This window comes from Desulfoscipio gibsoniae DSM 7213 (assembly GCF_000233715.2).
Lineage (GTDB): Bacteria > Bacillota > Desulfotomaculia > Desulfotomaculales > Desulfallaceae > Sporotomaculum > Sporotomaculum gibsoniae.
The window spans coordinates 4499843-4517357 of the sequence record NC_021184.1 but is presented as its reverse complement, the minus strand read 5'-3'; the positions used below and the strand labels follow the sequence as shown (position 1 = coordinate 4517357).

The 17515-nt window shown below is 46.1% G+C and carries 22 protein-coding genes and 1 pseudogene; all 23 read right to left on the bottom strand.

Annotation, left to right across the window (positions count from 1 at the left end; translation table 11 throughout):
- Nucleotides 1-17 precede the first annotated feature (17 nt).
- The 23 genes and pseudogenes from DESGI_RS21080 to ltrA all read right to left on the bottom strand — a co-directional run bounded on the left by DESGI_RS21080 (nt 18) and on the right by ltrA (nt 17492).
- On the bottom strand, nt 18-704 hold the full coding sequence (locus tag DESGI_RS21080; protein WP_006524506.1) for an N-acetylmuramoyl-L-alanine amidase: 687 nt from the start codon (nt 702-704) through the stop codon (nt 18-20).
- Nucleotides 697-1107: a phage holin family protein gene (locus DESGI_RS21075; protein ID WP_006524507.1), complete on the bottom strand. Its 411-nt coding sequence runs from the start codon at nt 1105-1107 to the stop codon at nt 697-699. The genes DESGI_RS21080 and DESGI_RS21075 overlap by 8 nt, the downstream gene beginning before the upstream one ends.
- A 47-nt stretch (nt 1108-1154) precedes the next feature.
- Nucleotides 1155-2252 carry a siphovirus ReqiPepy6 Gp37-like family protein gene (locus DESGI_RS21070; RefSeq protein WP_006524508.1) on the bottom strand — a complete coding sequence of 366 codons (1098 nt, stop codon included), beginning with the start codon at nt 2250-2252 and terminating at the stop codon, nt 1155-1157.
- Nucleotides 2253-2278: 26 nt separating this feature from the next.
- Nucleotides 2279-2989: a hypothetical protein gene (locus DESGI_RS21065; protein WP_006524509.1), complete on the bottom strand. Its 711-nt coding sequence runs from the start codon at nt 2987-2989 to the stop codon at nt 2279-2281.
- 73 nt (nt 2990-3062) lie between these two features.
- Nucleotides 3063-3203, bottom strand: a complete 141-nt coding sequence (locus DESGI_RS25240; protein ID WP_006524510.1) for a hypothetical protein — start codon at nt 3201-3203, stop codon at nt 3063-3065.
- The gene (locus tag DESGI_RS21060) at nt 3203-3481 is read right to left on the bottom strand and encodes a hypothetical protein (protein ID WP_006524511.1); all 279 of its coding nucleotides are present in this window, start codon (nt 3479-3481) and stop codon (nt 3203-3205) included. The genes DESGI_RS25240 and DESGI_RS21060 overlap by 1 nt, the downstream gene beginning before the upstream one ends.
- A 14-nt stretch (nt 3482-3495) precedes the next feature.
- Nucleotides 3496-5358, bottom strand: a complete 1863-nt coding sequence (locus DESGI_RS21055; RefSeq protein ID WP_006524512.1) for an outer membrane protein assembly factor BamB family protein — start codon at nt 5356-5358, stop codon at nt 3496-3498.
- Nucleotides 5351-6148: a hypothetical protein gene (locus DESGI_RS21050; protein WP_006524513.1), complete on the bottom strand. Its 798-nt coding sequence runs from the start codon at nt 6146-6148 to the stop codon at nt 5351-5353. Before DESGI_RS21050 ends, DESGI_RS21055 begins: the two co-directional genes overlap by 8 nt.
- 1 nt (nt 6149) lies before the next feature.
- Nucleotides 6150-7220: a hypothetical protein gene (locus DESGI_RS21045; protein WP_006524514.1), complete on the bottom strand. Its 1071-nt coding sequence runs from the start codon at nt 7218-7220 to the stop codon at nt 6150-6152.
- Nucleotides 7221-7234: 14 nt separating this feature from the next.
- Nucleotides 7235-8086 (bottom strand): phage tail family protein, encoded by an 852-nt coding sequence (locus tag DESGI_RS21040; protein ID WP_006524515.1) that lies wholly within the window; start codon nt 8084-8086, stop codon nt 7235-7237.
- A 10-nt stretch (nt 8087-8096) separates the two neighbouring features.
- A complete protein-coding gene (locus tag DESGI_RS21035; RefSeq protein ID WP_006524516.1) occupies nt 8097-11525 on the bottom strand; it encodes a phage tail tape measure protein in 3429 nt (1142 codons plus the stop codon).
- A 50-nt stretch (nt 11526-11575) separates the two neighbouring features.
- Nucleotides 11576-11896 (bottom strand): type II toxin-antitoxin system RelE/ParE family toxin, encoded by a 321-nt coding sequence (locus DESGI_RS21030; RefSeq protein WP_006524517.1) that lies wholly within the window; start codon nt 11894-11896, stop codon nt 11576-11578.
- Nucleotides 11883-12149: a type II toxin-antitoxin system Phd/YefM family antitoxin gene (locus tag DESGI_RS21025; protein WP_006524518.1), complete on the bottom strand. Its 267-nt coding sequence runs from the start codon at nt 12147-12149 to the stop codon at nt 11883-11885. The genes DESGI_RS21030 and DESGI_RS21025 overlap by 14 nt, the downstream gene beginning before the upstream one ends.
- Before the next feature lie 84 nt (nt 12150-12233).
- Complete coding sequence (locus DESGI_RS25235) at nt 12234-12389, bottom strand: hypothetical protein (RefSeq protein WP_006524519.1); 156 nt, start codon at nt 12387-12389, stop codon at nt 12234-12236.
- A gap of 11 nt (nt 12390-12400) precedes the next feature.
- Entirely contained in the window at nt 12401-12700 is a 300-nt protein-coding gene (gene gpG / locus DESGI_RS21020; protein ID WP_006524520.1) for a phage tail assembly chaperone G, read from the bottom strand.
- 4 nt (nt 12701-12704) lie between these two features.
- Nucleotides 12705-13271, bottom strand: a complete 567-nt coding sequence (locus DESGI_RS21015) for a major tail protein (RefSeq protein WP_006524521.1) — start codon at nt 13269-13271, stop codon at nt 12705-12707.
- Nucleotides 13272-13598, bottom strand: a complete 327-nt coding sequence (locus tag DESGI_RS21010; protein ID WP_006524214.1) for a hypothetical protein — start codon at nt 13596-13598, stop codon at nt 13272-13274. It abuts the gene before it with no gap.
- Nucleotides 13595-13966: an HK97-gp10 family putative phage morphogenesis protein gene (locus tag DESGI_RS21005; protein ID WP_006524213.1), complete on the bottom strand. Its 372-nt coding sequence runs from the start codon at nt 13964-13966 to the stop codon at nt 13595-13597. Before DESGI_RS21005 ends, DESGI_RS21010 begins: the two co-directional genes overlap by 4 nt.
- Complete coding sequence (locus DESGI_RS21000; RefSeq protein WP_006524212.1) at nt 13959-14291, bottom strand: phage head closure protein; 333 nt, start codon at nt 14289-14291, stop codon at nt 13959-13961. The genes DESGI_RS21005 and DESGI_RS21000 overlap by 8 nt, the downstream gene beginning before the upstream one ends.
- On the bottom strand, nt 14291-14593 hold the full coding sequence (locus DESGI_RS20995) for a head-tail connector protein (RefSeq protein WP_006524211.1): 303 nt from the start codon (nt 14591-14593) through the stop codon (nt 14291-14293). The genes DESGI_RS21000 and DESGI_RS20995 overlap by 1 nt, the downstream gene beginning before the upstream one ends.
- Nucleotides 14594-14614: 21 nt before the next feature.
- Nucleotides 14615-15301, bottom strand: a complete 687-nt coding sequence (locus DESGI_RS24150) for an FIVAR domain-containing protein (RefSeq protein WP_006524210.1) — start codon at nt 15299-15301, stop codon at nt 14615-14617.
- A gap of 10 nt (nt 15302-15311) precedes the next feature.
- Nucleotides 15312-15590 (bottom strand): annotated as a pseudogene (locus DESGI_RS20985) (phage major capsid protein); the annotation flags it as partial.
- An 81-nt stretch (nt 15591-15671) separates the two neighbouring features.
- A complete protein-coding gene (gene ltrA, locus DESGI_RS20980) occupies nt 15672-17492 on the bottom strand; it encodes a group II intron reverse transcriptase/maturase (protein WP_006524762.1) in 1821 nt (606 codons plus the stop codon).
- Between the last annotated feature and the right edge of the window lie 23 nt (nt 17493-17515).

The window sequence follows — 17515 nt, the reverse complement described above, 5'->3', positions numbered from 1 at the left end:
GCCCTAAGCGTTTTAGCCTAAGGCGTAAATATCATAATGGTGGCGTCAAACCCGGCGGCCTTTAACCTTTCCACCTGCCTTTCAGCGTTTTCCCTAACAGCATAGGAGCCTGCCATTACTCTGTATAATGTTTGGCCGGTTTGCTGCTTGGGTGATGGGGGAGTAGATGGCAGATATTTGATACCCACCTGTTCCAGAATTGCTTTAGTTATAGCCGCTACGATCTCATCCCTTTTAACATCAAACAGTTGGTTGTCACCGGTGTTATCAATAAAACCCACCTCCACCAATACCGCCGGTGCTTTTGTTTCCCGAAGGACATGGAAGTTAGCCGCCTTAACACCCCGGTTGGTAAAGCCAACACCCACCAATGCAGTTTGGATTTTTTCTGCTAGCCCTTTGGCCTTGGCTCCTGGGTTCAAATAGGTGTATGTTTCCACACCCGTGGCCTGCTCTGGCTTGAAGGCATTGCGATGGAAGGAGATGAAACAATCGTAAGACTGCCGGTTTTCAAAGTTGCTCCTTTCATTGAGGCTGACAGTGACATCAGCAGTTCTGGTTTCATCAACAATTACCCCGTGCCGCCTTAGTTCTGCCGCTACTGCTTTTCCCAGTGCTAAATTATCATCGGATTCCTTTCTTCCCGTATATACAGCCCCTGGATCATTTCCACCGTGTCCGGCGTCGATACAAATTCTAGCCATTCTTTCTATCCTCCCTTCTAAGTTCCGTGAATACCACCCTCAGCTTCTCCGGTATGGGCAGGCCCACCTTGGATGCATTTTCGATGATGCTCAATCCTTCGTTGGACAAATAAAAGAAAATCACAGCGGTACGGACTGCACTGCCCTTTTCAATCAGATAGTAATCGATAATGTGGCCTATACCCACCAAGGAAAATATGAGCACTTTTTTGAAAATCCCCCGAAAGCCGATACTACTGGAAAGCTTCTTTTCAATAACTGCTGCCATCAGTCCAGTAATATAATCAATGACCACAAAGGCCACCAGAGCTAAGACTAAACCGTCATAGCCACCTAAAAACCAGCCGATATAGCCGCCGATTGCCGTAAAGGCAAGCTGCAGGGTATGAATGATATCTTTCATGCAATCGTCCTTCTTTCATAAAAAATAGACACCTGTCAAAGGCGTCCTTATCGTGTGCTTTCTGTTTTGAACTCCCCCAGGGCCGTTTTTAACTTCTGGGATAGGGTGGGGAGGTTGTTGCCGAATGTGACGTTCAGTTTGAAGCCACTAGCCTCATGGATTTCCTGCACCTCTGTAATCCGAGTGTCCATGGTCAGGTCCCAAGCTTTGTTTTGCACCGTGACGATATCCCCAACATCCCAATCATCCCGATATTTAAAAGGCCCAGCGGTTAAAACCTCGGCTTGAAAGGATAAAACCCTTTGATGCTCAACCAGTTTTGCTTCACCTTTTGCTGGCAGGTCAGCAGTATCTTTAACATCCCTGGCATCAACAAAGATAACGTGGCGATCCAGACCAGTAGCATCGCTGCCCAGCATCATGATCTCTCTATTGGCTCCCTCGTCTCGACCAGCTACGATTGCATAGTTACCAAAGCCCACCAAGCTATCAATAAATTCCTGACTTCTGATGTTATCAAACTCCGGTGAGAAGATAACCGGCGGGTTTATTTGTTGACCGGCTGAAAAATTCCTTCTATTATATATGTCAAATATCCACTTCTTTGAATTGAAGTCCGGGTAGATATGCCAACCAAGGCTAGTAAGTATGCTTATCTGTTCCAGCTCATCAGCCAGGTTCTTGTATCGTGTTTGCCATTTAACGTTTTCTCCCCTTTGCTGGTCATCACCAATCACAAGAAACGGAAATTCCATCTCCGATATCTGTAGACAGTTTCGCCGGACATAGTGTTTCATGACCGTTTCCGCATTGGCTTCCTGGATGTCGTAGGCTTGTCCGACAGGTGGGATGGTGATGCGCTGACGAAGGATAGTCCCCAATGCGTAACCCTTGATGGTGAGCATTTCTTCTCCTTTGTCATTGCTTTTAATTTCCTTGTGGCGGATGATGCCGGTCTTGCACGGGTCAGCCCCCAGCATGATTAGATTGTTGATTTCGAGCTGATTGGCGTTTTGCACCTTGCGGTTTGTCACCAGCTGGAACTCGCCAGGCGAGTGGTAGCTGCGGCAAAAGGAAAGGGAGAGATAGTTGTCTACCTCTCCCTTAAGCTCCAGGGCCGGGGTTATTATGCGTATTGGTTTCATGGCTCACCTCTATCAATTTCTTGTGGTTATAAGTTATAACCTGGTACAAAAAGCTCCTTACCTTCAAAATGAATCTCTTCAATTAACCTACTTGTTGAGCCAATTATCGAAATATCAGAGATATCACCAATGTTAAGAATTAACGGATCTAATGTATGTTCAAGTGGTTCAGCAATTAACCTATACTCATTTTGCCACTTATATAAATCCAACTTTTTTAATGGGCCTAATTTTTGAGTAGAAGTATCATATTGATAATACTCCACACCTTGTCCGGCAAATCCCAGGGCATTGTATGTTCCTTTTTCTAATTCAGCAACAATCCTTCTTCTAAATTCTTTAAGATTAAATATTAAAACAAAAGTATCTCCAAAATTATTTACCCTGGTATCGATAGGCTCAATGTACCTGCTCTTAAAATCACAATTTAACTGATACATACAAAAAACCTTATAATATTTTAACTCTTCGTCTAACAGATGTATGCCCCCAATTATTTTTTTCTTAATCGCTTCAGGAAAATCCATACCAAATTGAGGCAACACCTGGCTAAAATCATCTTTTGCAATCAGACTATGTGTACCTTCCAAAAGATCTCCTCTTACTTTATTGTCATCTTCTAGACCTCTAAAGTAGTCCAGCGAATTCATATAAATTGTACCGCTGCGAAAACTCTTCGCCAACTTCAAAGGTGCAAATTTTATTAGTATTGGTCCGCTACAAGTTATTCTTTCCATTTTCCACCTCCTGCCATATTTTACCACAATAAAGGGGAAAGAAAAAACATTAAAAAAACACCCCTTCCAGGTGTTACTCCATCTCCGCTAATACTTGCTGCACCACTGCTCTTAGATTTCCCAAGGCTGGCACCTGTTCATGTGTGTACACTCCGGCCAGTATGAGCGGAACCCATACGTTTTTAACCAATGCCGAGTTTTTATCAAAGGTCATTATGCTTCACCTCCCGCTAACAATATTGTCAGTTCTGCTAAGGCCATCTGAAGCCCCTGGATTTGAACTTCAAGCTCTCGAAATTCAACAGCCGCAGGGGAATCTACATATTCCCACCAAACGGTCTCCGTTGCCTTGTCCGCCTTGATAATGGCGATCTTTCCTACTGGCGTTTCCTGCTCCGGCAGCTGCTCCACCGCCACAGCCCTGGCCTTATCCGCCTCTGCCAAAACACTCTCATCGTAAACGATACTGCCGCTTTCAAATACATAAATCATATTAAAGCCCTCCTCTAATTTTTATCGTAACCCTTGATTCCAAAGGTTTGGGTTAGTTTTTCAATATAGTAGCCGGTGGCCAGATAAATATTGTGCTCGTCATCCACCTTGATATCCGCAATCTTCTCCACTGCCTTGTAGCGCCAGAATTTCTCCCCTTTTTCATTGAATTTAATCAAGGTCTTATCATTATCCCAGGCGTAAACAGCTCCGTCCAAACCTTGGACAGCCCGCAAATAGAAGTTGGTAATGTTAATATCGCTTACTTCAAAAGAGTGTATCTGCCCACCAGAATATTTATTGAATACCCTGATTTCATCATCATAAACACCAAAGAGAAAATCTCCATGCCTACCAAATATCGCCCTTGCCGCACTGAAATATCGTATAGTCCGAAGGGTGTCGATGTCGTACAACTTGTTAAAAGCCATTACAGTGCGGTCATCCCACAGATGCAGTTTACGAAACACACCGCTGGTACCAATCTCCATGGTCTTTAACAAAGTTCCTTCCGGGGATATTTTGACTAAATAGTCCTTGGAGCCGGAAGTATGAAAATAAGCAATGCTAACAATGATTACTCCTTCGCTGTTTACCACTAAATCTGTTACCGCACCTGTTGTACCGGAAATGCTGCAGGACCACTGTTCCACCCCGTACGGATTAAGTTTTTTCAAGGTTCGGTTGGTATCGGCAATATAAACATTACCGTTCTTATCGGCTTTGACAAAGTTCAAAGCAAGGTTATGACGGTATACCCACTGCTGCTCACCCAGCGCATTGAACTTCCTTGCCGTCCAGTCATCACTGGCTCCGTAGAAGTTGCCGTTGACATCCACATCAATGGAATTTACTACGCCTTCAAATTGATGCGGGATAAAATCCGACCACTCTTTATCGGTAGATAAAATGCGGGCTGAATGCTGGCGCAGCACATAGATTTTTCCCTGCTCTTTATCAAGGCCGAAACCATAAATGGGGTTACCGCTAATGTTGTGATCCTCTCGCCAGATAAAACCGGCCAGTTGATTGTCCAGCTTGGTGATTTCCCGATTGGAGACGGTATAAATGTTGTTTTCGCTGTCGATGAATAGATTGTATACGGTAGTTGTGTTGGCGCTGGTTTTCTCAAAAATTGGCTCGCCTGTTTGGTAGCTATGTTTTCGTATGACATGGTAACTATCTATTGAGTAAAAATGGTTAGTACCCGGCTCAATGGCTAGGGCATAGGCATAGCGGTTATTAGGTATGGTGTAAGTATATACCGTGCTCCCGTTACTTGGATTTAACCTATAGATCTTATAACTTTGGTCAGCCGCAATAACTGTATTACTGTTAACCGCTAATGCCGCTATGTTACTACTTAGGCTAGTTGATGTCCACGTAACTTGACCATTGGTTCGGTTACATTTTTTAATATAATAAGCCGAGGATGCACTAACTCCAACATAAACACCAGATGTTTCTACTGCGATACAGTATGAAGAACCAACATTCTCTGCTTTCCAAATTAAAGCACCATCAGAGGCATATTTATATAGGGTTGTGCCCTGCGCAAGATAATAACTACCATCCGTAGCCGCAAGGTCAGGGGTCATATGCGCTGAAGAAGTTGTGTGGGTATTATCGGCTATCACTTCTCCGGTAGTCGCATCATAAATAGTCACCCCCAGGCCGTGAAGTACATAGACCTTCCCATTGTGGTAGTGGTTAACACCTTTACGGTTGGACAAGGTTCCCAATGAGCGGTAGGCAAAAGGCAATCCCAGCCCTTTAATCTCATCTGATGCTATAATTGGCGTTAACCCTTCAATGGGAATAACCCCCGGATCTCCCATTGATGTTTGCCCCAAGCCGTGCAGCCATAAATCACTCACTTGCCATTACCTCCTCTATCCAGTTTCCTGCCTCGTCATATATTTGGTTGTATACAACAGCAGTCTTAATTGTTTCTCCATCTGCCTCATAATAAGTAACCGTCCGGTTTTCGTAGCGTGGTGAGTTGCCGCCGCTTAACACAGACCGTTTAGCCAGGGTTCCATCTTGCCGGTGCCATTCAATGGTGGTGAAAATCCCCTTGTGGTCTTTCCCAAAACGGTAGGTATTGGCCAGATCCCCATGGGCGGAAAAATCAGCCTCGTGGTCCCTAAAAGCAGTCCAGGGCACCAGGTCGGTGGCATCAAAGCTAAGTCCTTGAATATAGTCAAACCACTCTTTCCACTCAGCATAAAAGGCCCCATCTGGTTCACGGGTTTTACTTTGCAGCCAGGCATCCCAAACCACTTCGAATACTTCCGGGTGCGCTGCCCACCAGGCGTCCCACTGCTCTTGCATCCACTGGGTTTCACTGGCGATGTCCTGGGGCAGGAGCAGTTTGCCGCTGATGTAGTAATCCACTGCTTCCGGTTGACCGGCTTTGCCCTCGATAACTTCCCCCGATACAATAACCTGGTCAAATACCGATGCTTGGTAAGATTCACCGGCGGATAGTGTTTTATCCCGCATCACATAAGCCCCGGCCAGTTTTAGGCTGATGGTTTGCGCTGTATCTGTTAAGTTCGTTAAGATGATGGATTTTAGAATCACCACCCGATCATTGGGCACCTGGTATAAAGGCTCGAAAGTAGTGGTCAATTCACCCTTGCTCAATCTTATAGCGCTGCCCATATTACATCCCTCCCCATGTGCTGATTGGTGCTTGCAGCCTGCGCCATTTGCCGTCATTAATTTCTACTTCCAAGTGATTAGCAGCAAAGCGTAGACCGTGGGCACCTTCCCTGACAGTCCGATCTTTGTGGGCCTTGAATTGGCTCCTGGGCACCAGGTTGGTTACGTCTTGGATTTCTTCAAACCAGTCCTGCCACTGGGTGTAAAATTCGCCATCAGGTGCCGTTAACTTCTCGTTTACCCAGGCTTGCCAAACCCGCTGGGCTTCATGGTCAAACCAAATATCCCAGTCCTGCTGGATTCTATCGAACCAGGTTTTCCACTGGATGTAGAAGGCTCCATCCGGAATGGTTAGCTTATCGTTTACCCAGTTAGTCCAGGTGTTTTGAAAAGCGGTGAACTTTGATTGCAGCATGGCCAAAAAGGCAGCATGCTCAATACCAGCATCTTGCTTTTTATCTGTCAAATATTCAAGCCAGGCGGCAAACTCTGTATCTCCGTGTGCTCTCCTGGCATTGAGGTATAACTGCCATTCGTTAAACAGCTCGGTGGTGTCCACCTGTTCAAATAAATGGGTGACCACGCCGCAGACTTCCGGATTTAATCTTTCATCAGTAATTTGGTACGCTTCGATAAAGCTTTTCCCGGCCAAGATCTTCACCTGGGCTAAAGCCAGCTCATAAACATTCTCATCCCTAGTCAGCTCCGGTACCTGTGGCGTTTCCGCTGGGGTACCAGTTAACACAAAGGCTTTCACGTAGCGGTTTTCTAAAGTCTTATCTAATCTAATCACCACCCGGTCGATGCGGTCGTAGTTGGCATGGGCCATCGGGTGGTAAAGTTCCAAAGGTTCAATGTCGATTTTGTAAAGGTAGCCTTCAATCCAGGCATAGCCGGGTTTAATAAAAGTTCGCATGTCCTGGCCTTCGGCTCCTACCTGCAAGTTGTCCCCGGAGCCGTTGAAGATGCCGTTTCTGATAAACTGGCGGAAGTATTCAGCGAACTCATCTGCGGTATAAAAACGTTCGTCCTCGCCATCAACGGAATCAAAAAATCTGTAAAGCTCTGCCACAAAATCACTCCTTTCTATAGGCCAACATAGCGGTTTTTCCACTTGACGGTAACCCTGGTTTTGATGCTGTCGTTGTTGCTCCGGTAGCTTAAGGTGTTTTCTCCCGGTACTAGCTGCCAAAATACGCTGTCCAAGTCAATATAGTGGAAAGCATTCTGCCCGTTAATCCTCACATATTTCTGCCCGAAGGCGGTATTGATGGTGAGCACATCTTCCTCCCCAAGTTCCCGGTTAACTTTGATAAATTCCCCAGTGGTTAGATTATTAACTGTAGGATTAGTTGCCGGTCCCTTAAACTCTATCTCCACCGGCGTAGCCACATCGCCTTCGTTTACCGCCCGCCTCTTAAAACCCCGGTAGGAGAATACAGTGGGAAGGATTAGTTTAAACTTAATCCCGCCCATGAGATAAGACATCTCCCGGCTTTCATAGAAGGTATCCAGCCAGAAGGGTTGGTGGCAGAGCAGGTGAAGTAAGAATTTTTGGTAATACAAACCTTTACTCCCTTGCCCACCGGGGAATACCGGAGTGGTTTCGGCCAGACCTTTAATCTCCCGGACCTGGTCTCTCTGATGGTAGGTGATAGTTACTTCCCCCAATTTTGGGTTTAGTACCCTTTGCATTTTCCTTCTGGCTTCCAGTACAAAAGCAGGGTCAATCTTCGTGATAATCGTGCCTTCAATAGAAATGGCCCGGTTATCCAACATATTGTCGAGATAAGTCGAGCCATCCTGTTTGGGTGCTTTTTGGCTTTCAATAGCTACCGGCACTTCCCCGACACCGTCAATGGTTTCAAGGAAATATGGGGCCTGGTTGCCTAACGTGATGCTTTCTCCCTTTTGGTTAGTGATAACTATTCTGTCCATACTACACCTCCTACCATTCTAGAGCCAGCTCTCTAGAGGCATTTTTAATTCTTCTTGCCGTTTCCGCAGGGGATAGGGGAGTAGGGGAAAGGAGGGTAATGTGTTGGACAATGCCTTTACTTCCATCCAATATTTTCTTTGTTTCATGGTCGTTATAAATCCTACTTCCCCTGGGCAAGGCCACCAGTTCTGGTCCCAGTTCCCCTACCATGGTTAAACCACCAGGGAAGAAGCTGGTGCCGCTAAAGTTTGAAGCTGCCGCACCGCCTTTGGAAGCAGAAGTATCACCACCGCCGCCGCCACCTCCACCGGTGGTAATGGTTCTAATGATCCTGGTAATGGTTTCAGTGATACTAAATACTTTTTCCTTGACTTTGGTATCGTTCCACTCTTTTATCCGGTCGATAGCACTGCTAATAGCCTTTTTAACCCGCTCTAAAGCATCAGCTACCTTATCGGCCATGTCGCTAAATTTGATGCCGGTGATTTCCTCCATGGTGGTCAAGGCACTGTCCCAAACGGATTTATATCCCTCGGTGTAGGCTCCAATAAGGCCCTTAATACCGCCGCCGTGTTCATCGATTTTATTTTGTATGGCCTGCCAAGTTTCAGCAGTTTTGGTTTTGATGTTGTCCCAGGTTTCAAAGGTTTTGGTCTTAACCTCATCCCAGGTGATGCTGACATTGGTTTTAATAGCGGCTACCGTTTCGGAGGTATTGGTTTTAATGTCATTCCACCTGTCGCTCATGGTCGTACGGATACTTTCCCACTGCTGGGAGGTGTTGGTCTTAATTTCCTCCCAGGTGGTAAAGACGTTTTCTTTAATTGCTCCGGCCTTGGCGAATATATCGTCACGCATAACCTGCCATTTGGTCTTGATTTCTCCTGTTTCCCAATCAACTTGATTGACGTGTTCCTGGGCTTGGGCCTGGGCTTCGGCAACAACCCGCAGGTGCATTTCTTCGGCTTTGGCTATAGACTCGTCCTTTTGCCTGGTGGCCTCGATAATCAATTTATCGGCCTGTTCTTTAGAGATGGTGCCTGCTTCATCGCGCTGCCGGATGATTTCCTTGATCACCTGATCATACTGCTCATTGGCCGCTTGAATGGCCCCGTCCCTTTGCTCAATGCTGTTTTTAACCACTTCTGCCGCCTGCAAAGCCGTTAACTCTATGGCCTGGGCTTTCATGCGTTCCATAATGGCTTTGGCTTCGATTTCGTTTTCGGAAAGGACCTGGATGCCGGTGTCCACCATCTGCCTTTGGATGGCATTGATTTCTTCCTGCTCGGCTTTGGTCAGGGCTCTTTTCTCTGTACTGGCCATATCCAGGATTTCCTTTATCCTGGCTTCGCCTTCAGCAATGGTTTGTTTCCTGGTTTCATAGCCCTGCTGCATGTTGTTTAATATTTCGTCCTGCTCAGCTTGAGATAAAGCTGTGCTGCTGGTGACAAAGTTTTGGATTTTCGCCAGGGATTCTTGATGGTGTTTATCCAGTCCGGCTTGTACTTGTGAAGCCATCTGTGAGAAGTTCCCGGCAATGTTGTCCACCATCTCCTTGGTAACTTCCTGACCACTCCAGGATAATTGGTTTAAAGCTAAAGTAGCCTGGTCGTTAAGCGCTAAAAAACCACCCACAGCTTTTTGGGTGGATTCCGATACTTCATCGTCAAAGAGTTCAATGGCCGGGATGCCTTCCTGGCTTAGGTGTTTGTATAAAGCTACGCCTGCTGCGGTAACTCCGGCAATAGCAGCAACCGCAATTCCCACCGGCCCTGTTAAAACTGTAAATGCTGTGGCTAAGGCTCCAATGGCAGGTGTTGCTGCAACTGCTCCAGTGCTGGCCACAGCAATAGCCCCGGATACTGTGGACAGCGCACCCACAACAGCACCGATAACACCGATAAGTTTACCGCCGATAAGTAAAAGCGGCCCGATGGCTGCGACAAGAACGGCAATTTTTACGATGGTTTCCTGGGTAGCGGGGCTAAGACTGGCAAATTTATCGGTCAAGGATTGCAGCATCTCCACCAGCTTATTTAGATGGGGAAGCAGGATCTCAAAAATTTGTATGCCTACACCTTCCAGAGCTGATCTTAATTTTGTCAGCTGCCCTTGCAGGTTTGCTTCCATAGTTTCGGCCATTTCTTTGGCCACACCGTTGTATTCCCTGGTAGCCTGGGTCAGTTTGGCGTAGTCTTCTTCACTGGAGTTGATAATGGCCAGCATGCCGCTCATGGCTTCCTTACCAAAGATGGTGGCAGCATATTGGGCTTTTTGCTCTTCGGTAAGCCCGGCAAAGGCAGTTCTTAGCTGGTCCATCACATCTTTAAAGGGTAGCATTTCCCCGCTGGCATCAGTAATAGTGAGGCCCAGTTCATTTATGGCTTTGGCCATACCGGCTGTGGGATTAGCTAAGTTAGCAATAGCACCCCTTAGTGCAGTACCTGATTCGCTCCCTTTGATACCCGCATTAGCCATTAAGCCTAGAGCCAGGGCTGCATCTTCTGCCGAATAACCCAGTGAACCAAAAAGGGGAGCCACATATTTAAAGGACTCCCCTAACATAGAAACATTGGTGTTGGCGCTACTAGAAGTGCTGGCCAGAAGGTCGGCAAACTCACCTGCCTGGCCTGCCTGCATGCCAAAGGCGGTCAGGGCATCGGTGACAATATCGGAAACGGTACCCAAGTTCTCGCCACTGGCAGCAGCCAGCATCATGACGCCATCTAAACCATCTAGCATCTGACCAGTATCCCAACCAGCCATGGCCATGTACTTTAATGCTTCTGCCGACTGGGCGGCGCTGAATTTGGTGGTGGCACCCATTTCCTTGGCCTTTTCTTCCAGCATTTCTAATTGAGTGCCGGTGGCTCCGCTGATGGCCTGCACTTCGCTCATCCCGGCTTCAAAGTCCGAGCCGATTTTTGCCGCAGCAGCTCCTAAACCCACCAGGGGCATGGTAACCTTCATGCTGAGTTCTTTTCCGGCCTGCTCCATCTTTTGGCCCACAGCCTGCATCTTTTGTCCGGCGGCTTCCAGCTCTTTGCCCAGCTTGTACCAGCTGGATGACTGGAGGGTTATCTCGTTATTAACTTCTTCCAAGTTCTGCTCCATGGTCACTAGCCTGGCGCGAGCTTGATTTAGCTTAATTTCCAGCTCCTGGGTAGCCTTGGCATCACTGCCTTTGGCCTCCACAGACTTCCGGTGGGCTTCTTCTAAGGCTTGCACCTTTTGCCTTTGCAGCTCCGTTCCTTTGGTCAGGTTATCGGATTTAAGCCGTAATTTGTCCAGCTCACTGCCGTGTTTACCCAATTGGGCACCGGCCAGCTTAAACTCCGATTGCAGTTTTTTCATTTCCGTATTGATTTTACTGATCCCGTTTTGAAAGCCCAGGGCATCAAGGTTGATCCGTACATTTAGATCCCCGACATCTGACATTTAGCTCACCACCTTTGGGCATAAAAAAAGCACCTGCTTATCAGATGCTATTAGAGTAAACCTTCATATTTTTGTCTGCCGTATAAAAAACGCATAACAACTACTTGTTTTTCTTCTTCATCGACTACATAAAAGTCAATGTAGTTATCAATTATTAATTTTCGATAACCCTTCTTCTTTAGATATTCATCAGCGAAATAATTACCTGAAAACGGAAAGTCCTTTAATCTCATTACACTTGTTTCTATTTTCTCCAAAAGATTAACAGCTGCTTGTTCAGCATAAAGTTCTTCGGTAATGTATCTATATATTTTATCTAAATCCTTACTAGCTTTTGGAGTAAGTTTTAAGCTATAACTATTCTTTGACATATTTCTTCCTTAATTTTTCAAATACATCTTCAGCATCTAAAAGTGGCTCACCGTTTTCAACTTGACTTTCTGCTTCAGCTAATTTCTTATAGAGGTCTGCTTGGGCTAGCTTTTTTTCATAAGTTTCCATACTCATGATTACTAAATCGCCATAGCCATTTTTCGTAATGAAAATTGGTTCTTCATTTTTATGACACAGTTCAGAAATCTCAGTTGTGTTTCTTAAATCTCTTATCGGTCTAATTTCAGGCATAATATCAACTCCTTTGGTTACATTATGCCTTAATTATAGCATTATTATGCTACGCTAACAATTAGATTATACTCCAAGAAACTCCTATAAAACCCCATCGATATACACTTTTTCTTCTCCCAGCTTTTTGTTCAGTAGTTTCAAATAGTAGATGATATCCATACTGTCAATTTCATTCAATGTCCAGCCCTTTTCTAGTAATGCCAGGTATAGACTGTCCATAAAGTCTTGGGGAGCCATGGCGTTCCCCTCTAGGCGTTTTTTTCATCACCTTTGGTCACTTCAGCCATTCGCCCCACCACTTCGTTGATGCAGCCAGTAATGGCGGGGAGTAGCTCTTGGGATGGTAAGCCATCATATAAATCATCCCGGCTAAACTGGCCGCCAAAGAGCTCGGTAATGTAGTCCATCAATTTATCCAGTTCCTCCGGGGAGATGTTTTCAAAGTTGATGTCTTTGGATATTTCAATGGTTCTTCTGACCATGCGGGCGCTGATAAAGTTTGTGGTGTAGGTTTTATTTTGATCTGCTACTTTCAGAGTAATCTCCATAGCTTTAACCTCCCACTACCGTTGTATCGCCGGGTACTTGCTCAAACCAGGTGGCTGCTCCCAGAAAATCGGCACTATCCTCATCCGCTGTTCTTTTCCACTCGCCATCATGGACTCTGGCCATAAAGGTGAATTTCACCTTGGGTGTTTTGTGTTCCACGTTATCCTTTTTGGTGGAGAAGTCCTCGGCCATGGGCTGGGCCACACCCTTTAAGAGCCAGATGTAGCGGTACTTGCCGTTGGATTTTAAGCTTTTAAAGCCTAAGGCAAGATGGGGCGGTACATCGGTAGCTTTTTCAATCAGTACCCCGTCTTTAAGTTCATTACCCAGGATTTTGGCTCGAATAGTTAAGGGTAGTTCCGCCGTCTCTATTTCCACATCCACTTTGCCTAAAGCCGATACCGATTCCCACAGCTGGTCATCAGCGTAAAGCTCCTGAGTATTCACCGCCGGGTTGATAGTGGCGTTAATGGCTCCCACCAAGGCTTCGGTGGGTTCATAGGTTAACTCATCCTTGGTATCAGCGGTAAGAATCGCAAAGTGTAAATCATTTAATCCTACTTGTGCCATCTACAGCACCTCCTTAAAAAATCGCATGGCTTTGTGATAAATTCCTAAATCCTGTTCGTACAGGTCATAAAAGTTCTGTTTGGTAAAACCGGCAGTCAGCATCTTTTGATGGATTGATTTGACTAAATCTGTGTAATCGGTTTTGCTCCACACATCAACTTGCACATAATGGCCAGTAATTAACTCCGCATCATCGGCATGCTGCTCCGGTTTATCCAGGTAGGTGAAAAAGGTGATGTAGCTATCGGCTTTGCCTGTGTAGTTTTGGAATTGTACCGGTACTCCTATATCCTTTAAAGCCGTTATTATATTTTGGTTCATGCTCATAGGCCCAGCCCCCTTCGCAGTTCTTCCTTGATGGTTGCTGTGGCCCGGTCTTTACCGTTTTCATAGCCCGGTGCCATGAAGGGTTTAGCTCTCATTTTGACAGTTCCCAGTTCCAGAAATTTGCCATAATAGGCTTCCTTACTCGGCCCCACTGCTACATACTTAACCCCATCCTGGGTTCTCACACCGGAAACGGTAATGCTTTCTTTTAGCTTGCCAGTCCGCACTGGAGTTTCGTTTTGGATGGCCTCTTGCATTACAGCACCGGCTTCTTTTAAGGCTTTGTTTTCTATTTTCTTGCCTTCGCTGCCCAGCCTTTGAACGGCATTGATGAGGGCTTCCAAGCCCTCTAACTCTACCCTAGCCACTGCTTACCACCTCCAGTGCTTTGATTTCCAGATACCGGTTTTGATATTTGATGTTGTAAATAGCGGTGATGTTGTACTGTTTGCCTTGAAAAACAATCCGCATGGTGGTATCCAGACCCGTTAAATACCTAATGGTAAACTTCACCGTATTCTCTGCCTGGACAGCGGCGGCAGCAAAGTACTCCCGGCCATGCAGGTTGCTCACTGCCGCCCATACGGTCTTGAAATCCTCCCAGGTTTCTACCTCAAAGCCGTTCTCATTGACGCTAGTGGTAAGTTTCTGGAAAGTTATCCGGTGTCTTAAATCCCCAATCTCCACCTGCATCACCAGCTTTCCCGGCGAAGGTTTGCCAGTATCAGTTTCATCACATTTACGGTTTCAGCCATGCCGCCGCCTTCGTTTTTCAGATAATAGTGGGTTCCTTCCCTTTTTTCATACAGATTGGCCACACAGTACAAAACCGCTTGCCTGACTACCGCCGGTATTTCTTCAAACTCCGACAATGAGTATCTTAAGATATCCTCGCAAATTTCCACGGCGGTAGAAATAAAATTAGTGATGAGTGTATCTTCCTCATCACCGTCTATCCTTAAATACAGTTTTACTTCTTCCAGGGTTACCACCATACACTCACCACCTCCCGCTGTTTATTCCGTGATGACCGCTGCTTCAAAGGTGGATACCGCCGTAGCTAAAGCAGTCACAGCATCGTCTACATTGGTTTGGGTGGCATCAGCGTTTTCCACTACTGCCTGTGCTGCACCAATGGCAGTTTCAAAAGCAGTAACAGCCTCTTGCGGATATTGGCCAGGCTCGGAGCCCACCTGAGCACCATCCAGTATATCTTGAGCGGCAGCAATAGCCGCTCGAAGAACAGATTTATCTACAGTGATTACTGCTGCTTCAAAGGTGGATACCGCAGTTGTTAATGCTGCAAGCGCAGTACTAACTTCGTTTTGGGTAGCACCTGTATCATCCACCACACCTAGGGCAGCTTCAATGGCGCTCTCAAAAGTATCGTAGGCAGCTTGCGGATATTCCCCAACATCCTCGCCAACCACTGCACTATCTAAAAGTTCCAAAGCTGCGGTGATGGCCGCTTCAAGTGCTGATTTATCCACCACCATCAGACCGGCAGCAAAAAGCCGCCCCAAGAGGGAGTTGAAATCCTCTTTTAGAGCGGCAACAGTGCTGGCTTCACTGTTAGTTTGGCCTAGTGCTGGTTTTAGTTCGGTTCCCTTGAAGGTGAGCTTACCACCAGCTGTAATCTCCAGCTGGCCACCCACCACCCATTTCTGCCCGCCTTGTTCGTGATAGTTTTTAACATTACTCATCTACCATCACCTACGCTTTCACCTTGAGAATTTTAATGGCTTCTTTAAGGATCAGCTTGCCATCCACCCGCTGCGCTGCCCTAAACCCTACTTGACCGGTGGCGGCATAGAGTTCGTTCAGCCTTTGGAAAATCCTTCCCTGACGGTCAGCAATCCAGTAGTAGCCCATATCACCGAAGGCGATCACTTTTTTCCCGGCGGCAATGGTGGGCACATAAGCCGAGGTCTTGACGGGACGGTTTAACAAAGTGTTCGGGTCGCCTGCAGTGAGGGAGGATAACGATAGGTAAGGCTTTGAAATCATCTCTGCCTTTTCCCCCGTTCCGCACCGTACGTGAGAGTTTCCCCTCATACGGCGCTCCATCAATAACTACCCCACACAAATTTCACTATTTCCAACCATTTTCCTTAGTTGATTGAGGCGTTTATAATTTATATTGCTGTTCGTCAGTGCTAACAGACATTTCTGAACAGTCTCCTCGTCCAAGGCATGTATCAGCCTATGCACTTCCGGGACTACAATAACCAAGTTTCCATATTCGTCGGTTCCGCCGTTCCCTTTTGGGGTTTTGCGGTGAGCCTCTGCGGTGAATGTCGTAAGCTCTAAGCCAGTGATGAAACATTTACCCCGTTGGCTCACGTACAAGGATATTCTATTATCGTTGTACTCTGTGCTTTCCTGTTCCACAGGGTGCTCCATGAGATAGCGCAATACCGATGTGTCAATGGCTTGAAGAGGTTTGTGTATCATATTCCGCCCTTCTAGCGTGTAATTGCACTTGTCCTGGTTAAAATATGGAGGTGGCTTGAACTTTACCAAGTGTATGGGGAATAGGGGTATGCCCATTATAAACTTCGGGCGCCCAGTATAATGCCCATAAAACTGGGTAAAAGCTTTGGTTAGTTGTCCTCGTCGAGTTGTCATAGACCTCGTATTTCTAAGGTTCGCGTCGACATGAAAGGCGATTTTGTCGAAATCTCTGCTTACGTTTGTTGCCACACAGTAGTAATTATGCAGGCCTAATATACAGGCATTAAGTTTCTGCATGTTGTCTACGGTGGGCTGCCTCTGCAGAGTGTCAACACAGTTCTTCAACTTGTCCTTACTCTTCCGAACCGATCTCTCTGTCATTCGGGAGGTTGTGACTTGTTGTTGCCCTTTCTCCTGAAGCTTAATCCTCACCCCAAGAAAATCAGAATAGTGTCTCTTTAGATTCACTATCTTTGATTTCTCCGGGCTTATCTCCAACTTTAATCTCTCGTTTAGCCATTTTTTAACTGCGCAGAACAACTTTTCAGCTTCTTTCCTAGTCCTGCATAGCAGTTTGAAGTCATCCGCATACCTCACGATGTAGACTTCCTTTAATCCTGCTGTCTTGAGGGCACGAACCCTCTTGCTCTTGCTCGCATATTGGTGCTTCGTCGGCATAGTTTCCCATTGGCTAGCTATCCACCAATCCAATTCGTTTAGGACAATATTCGAAAGCAGTGGACTAAGAATCCCCCCCTGGGGTGTTCCTCTGGTTGGAATTCCAATTCCCTTAATTTCTGCTTTGAGCATCTTAGAAATAATGCAAAGCAAATTCTTGTCTTGAATTCCTATACTCCACATCTGCTTCATGAGCTTGGCATGGTCTACGTTGTCAAAAAATCCTTTGATATCTATATCGACTACGTATTGTAGCTTAGACTTATATGCTAGGAAGTTCACTCTCGCTATTGCGTGGTGTGTCCCCCTGTTGGGTCTGAAGCCGTAGCTGTGCTCATAGAATTTTGCCTCACAAATGGGTTCTAATACCTGCTTGATACACTGCTGTATTAGGCGGTCTTCTATAGTTGGAATACCAAGCGGTCGCATCCTACCATCTTCTTTTTCTATCTCCTTCCGCCTTATCGGCTGTGGCGAGTAATTCTGAAGCCTGTTCTTGACATACTGTAGCAGTCTGTCAGGATTCGTTTTGCCTATGTCGATAATTGTGGTGCGGTTGGAACCTCTGGTTTTGCTACCCTTGTTCTTCTTGATGTTCCTATATGCGAGTAAGATATTTTGGTCACTGGCTATTAGTTCAACGAGATTGTTGAATGTCGAACCTTGCTTCGAGCGTCGATAAAGGTCATCAAACTTCTCTTGGATGTCGTAGTACTCGTTGTTTCTAAGTTTTTGCCTCTTCTTAAGTCTCTTGGTCGTCATAAGTCGGCTTATCATCCCCTCTT

Bases quoted from the DNA above. Each gene is read 5' to 3' on its own strand.
- DESGI_RS21060 (WP_006524511.1), bottom strand. From the start codon at position 3,481: ATGATTTATGTATTTGAAAGCGGCAGTATCGTTTACGATGAGAGTGTT.
- DESGI_RS25235 (WP_006524519.1), bottom strand. From the start codon at position 12,389: ATGGCTCCCCAAGACTTTATGGACAGTCTATACCTGGCATTACTAGAA.
- DESGI_RS24150 (WP_006524210.1), bottom strand. From the start codon at position 15,301: ATGAGTAATGTTAAAAACTATCACGAACAAGGCGGGCAGAAATGGGTG.
- DESGI_RS21050 (WP_006524513.1), bottom strand. From the start codon at position 6,148: ATGGGCAGCGCTATAAGATTGAGCAAGGGTGAATTGACCACTACTTTC.
- DESGI_RS21035 (WP_006524516.1), bottom strand. From the start codon at position 11,525: ATGTCAGATGTCGGGGATCTAAATGTACGGATCAACCTTGATGCCCTG.
- DESGI_RS21080 (WP_006524506.1), bottom strand. From the start codon at position 704: ATGGCTAGAATTTGTATCGACGCCGGACACGGTGGAAATGATCCAGGG.
- DESGI_RS21025 (WP_006524518.1), bottom strand. From the start codon at position 12,149: ATGCCTGAAATTAGACCGATAAGAGATTTAAGAAACACAACTGAGATT.
- DESGI_RS21065 (WP_006524509.1), bottom strand. From the start codon at position 2,989: ATGGAAAGAATAACTTGTAGCGGACCAATACTAATAAAATTTGCACCT.
- DESGI_RS21030 (WP_006524517.1), bottom strand. From the start codon at position 11,896: ATGTCAAAGAATAGTTATAGCTTAAAACTTACTCCAAAAGCTAGTAAG.
- DESGI_RS21075 (WP_006524507.1), bottom strand. From the start codon at position 1,107: ATGAAAGATATCATTCATACCCTGCAGCTTGCCTTTACGGCAATCGGC.
- DESGI_RS21070 (WP_006524508.1), bottom strand. From the start codon at position 2,252: ATGAAACCAATACGCATAATAACCCCGGCCCTGGAGCTTAAGGGAGAG.
- DESGI_RS21010 (WP_006524214.1), bottom strand. From the start codon at position 13,598: ATGAGCATGAACCAAAATATAATAACGGCTTTAAAGGATATAGGAGTA.
- DESGI_RS25240 (WP_006524510.1), bottom strand. From the start codon at position 3,203: ATGACCTTTGATAAAAACTCGGCATTGGTTAAAAACGTATGGGTTCCG.
- gpG (WP_006524520.1), bottom strand. From the start codon at position 12,700: ATGGAGATTACTCTGAAAGTAGCAGATCAAAATAAAACCTACACCACA.
- ltrA (WP_006524762.1), bottom strand. From the start codon at position 17,492: ATGACGACCAAGAGACTTAAGAAGAGGCAAAAACTTAGAAACAACGAG.
- DESGI_RS21040 (WP_006524515.1), bottom strand. From the start codon at position 8,086: ATGGACAGAATAGTTATCACTAACCAAAAGGGAGAAAGCATCACGTTA.
- DESGI_RS20995 (WP_006524211.1), bottom strand. From the start codon at position 14,593: ATGGTGGTAACCCTGGAAGAAGTAAAACTGTATTTAAGGATAGACGGT.
- DESGI_RS21000 (WP_006524212.1), bottom strand. From the start codon at position 14,291: ATGCAGGTGGAGATTGGGGATTTAAGACACCGGATAACTTTCCAGAAA.
- DESGI_RS21015 (WP_006524521.1), bottom strand. From the start codon at position 13,271: ATGGCACAAGTAGGATTAAATGATTTACACTTTGCGATTCTTACCGCT.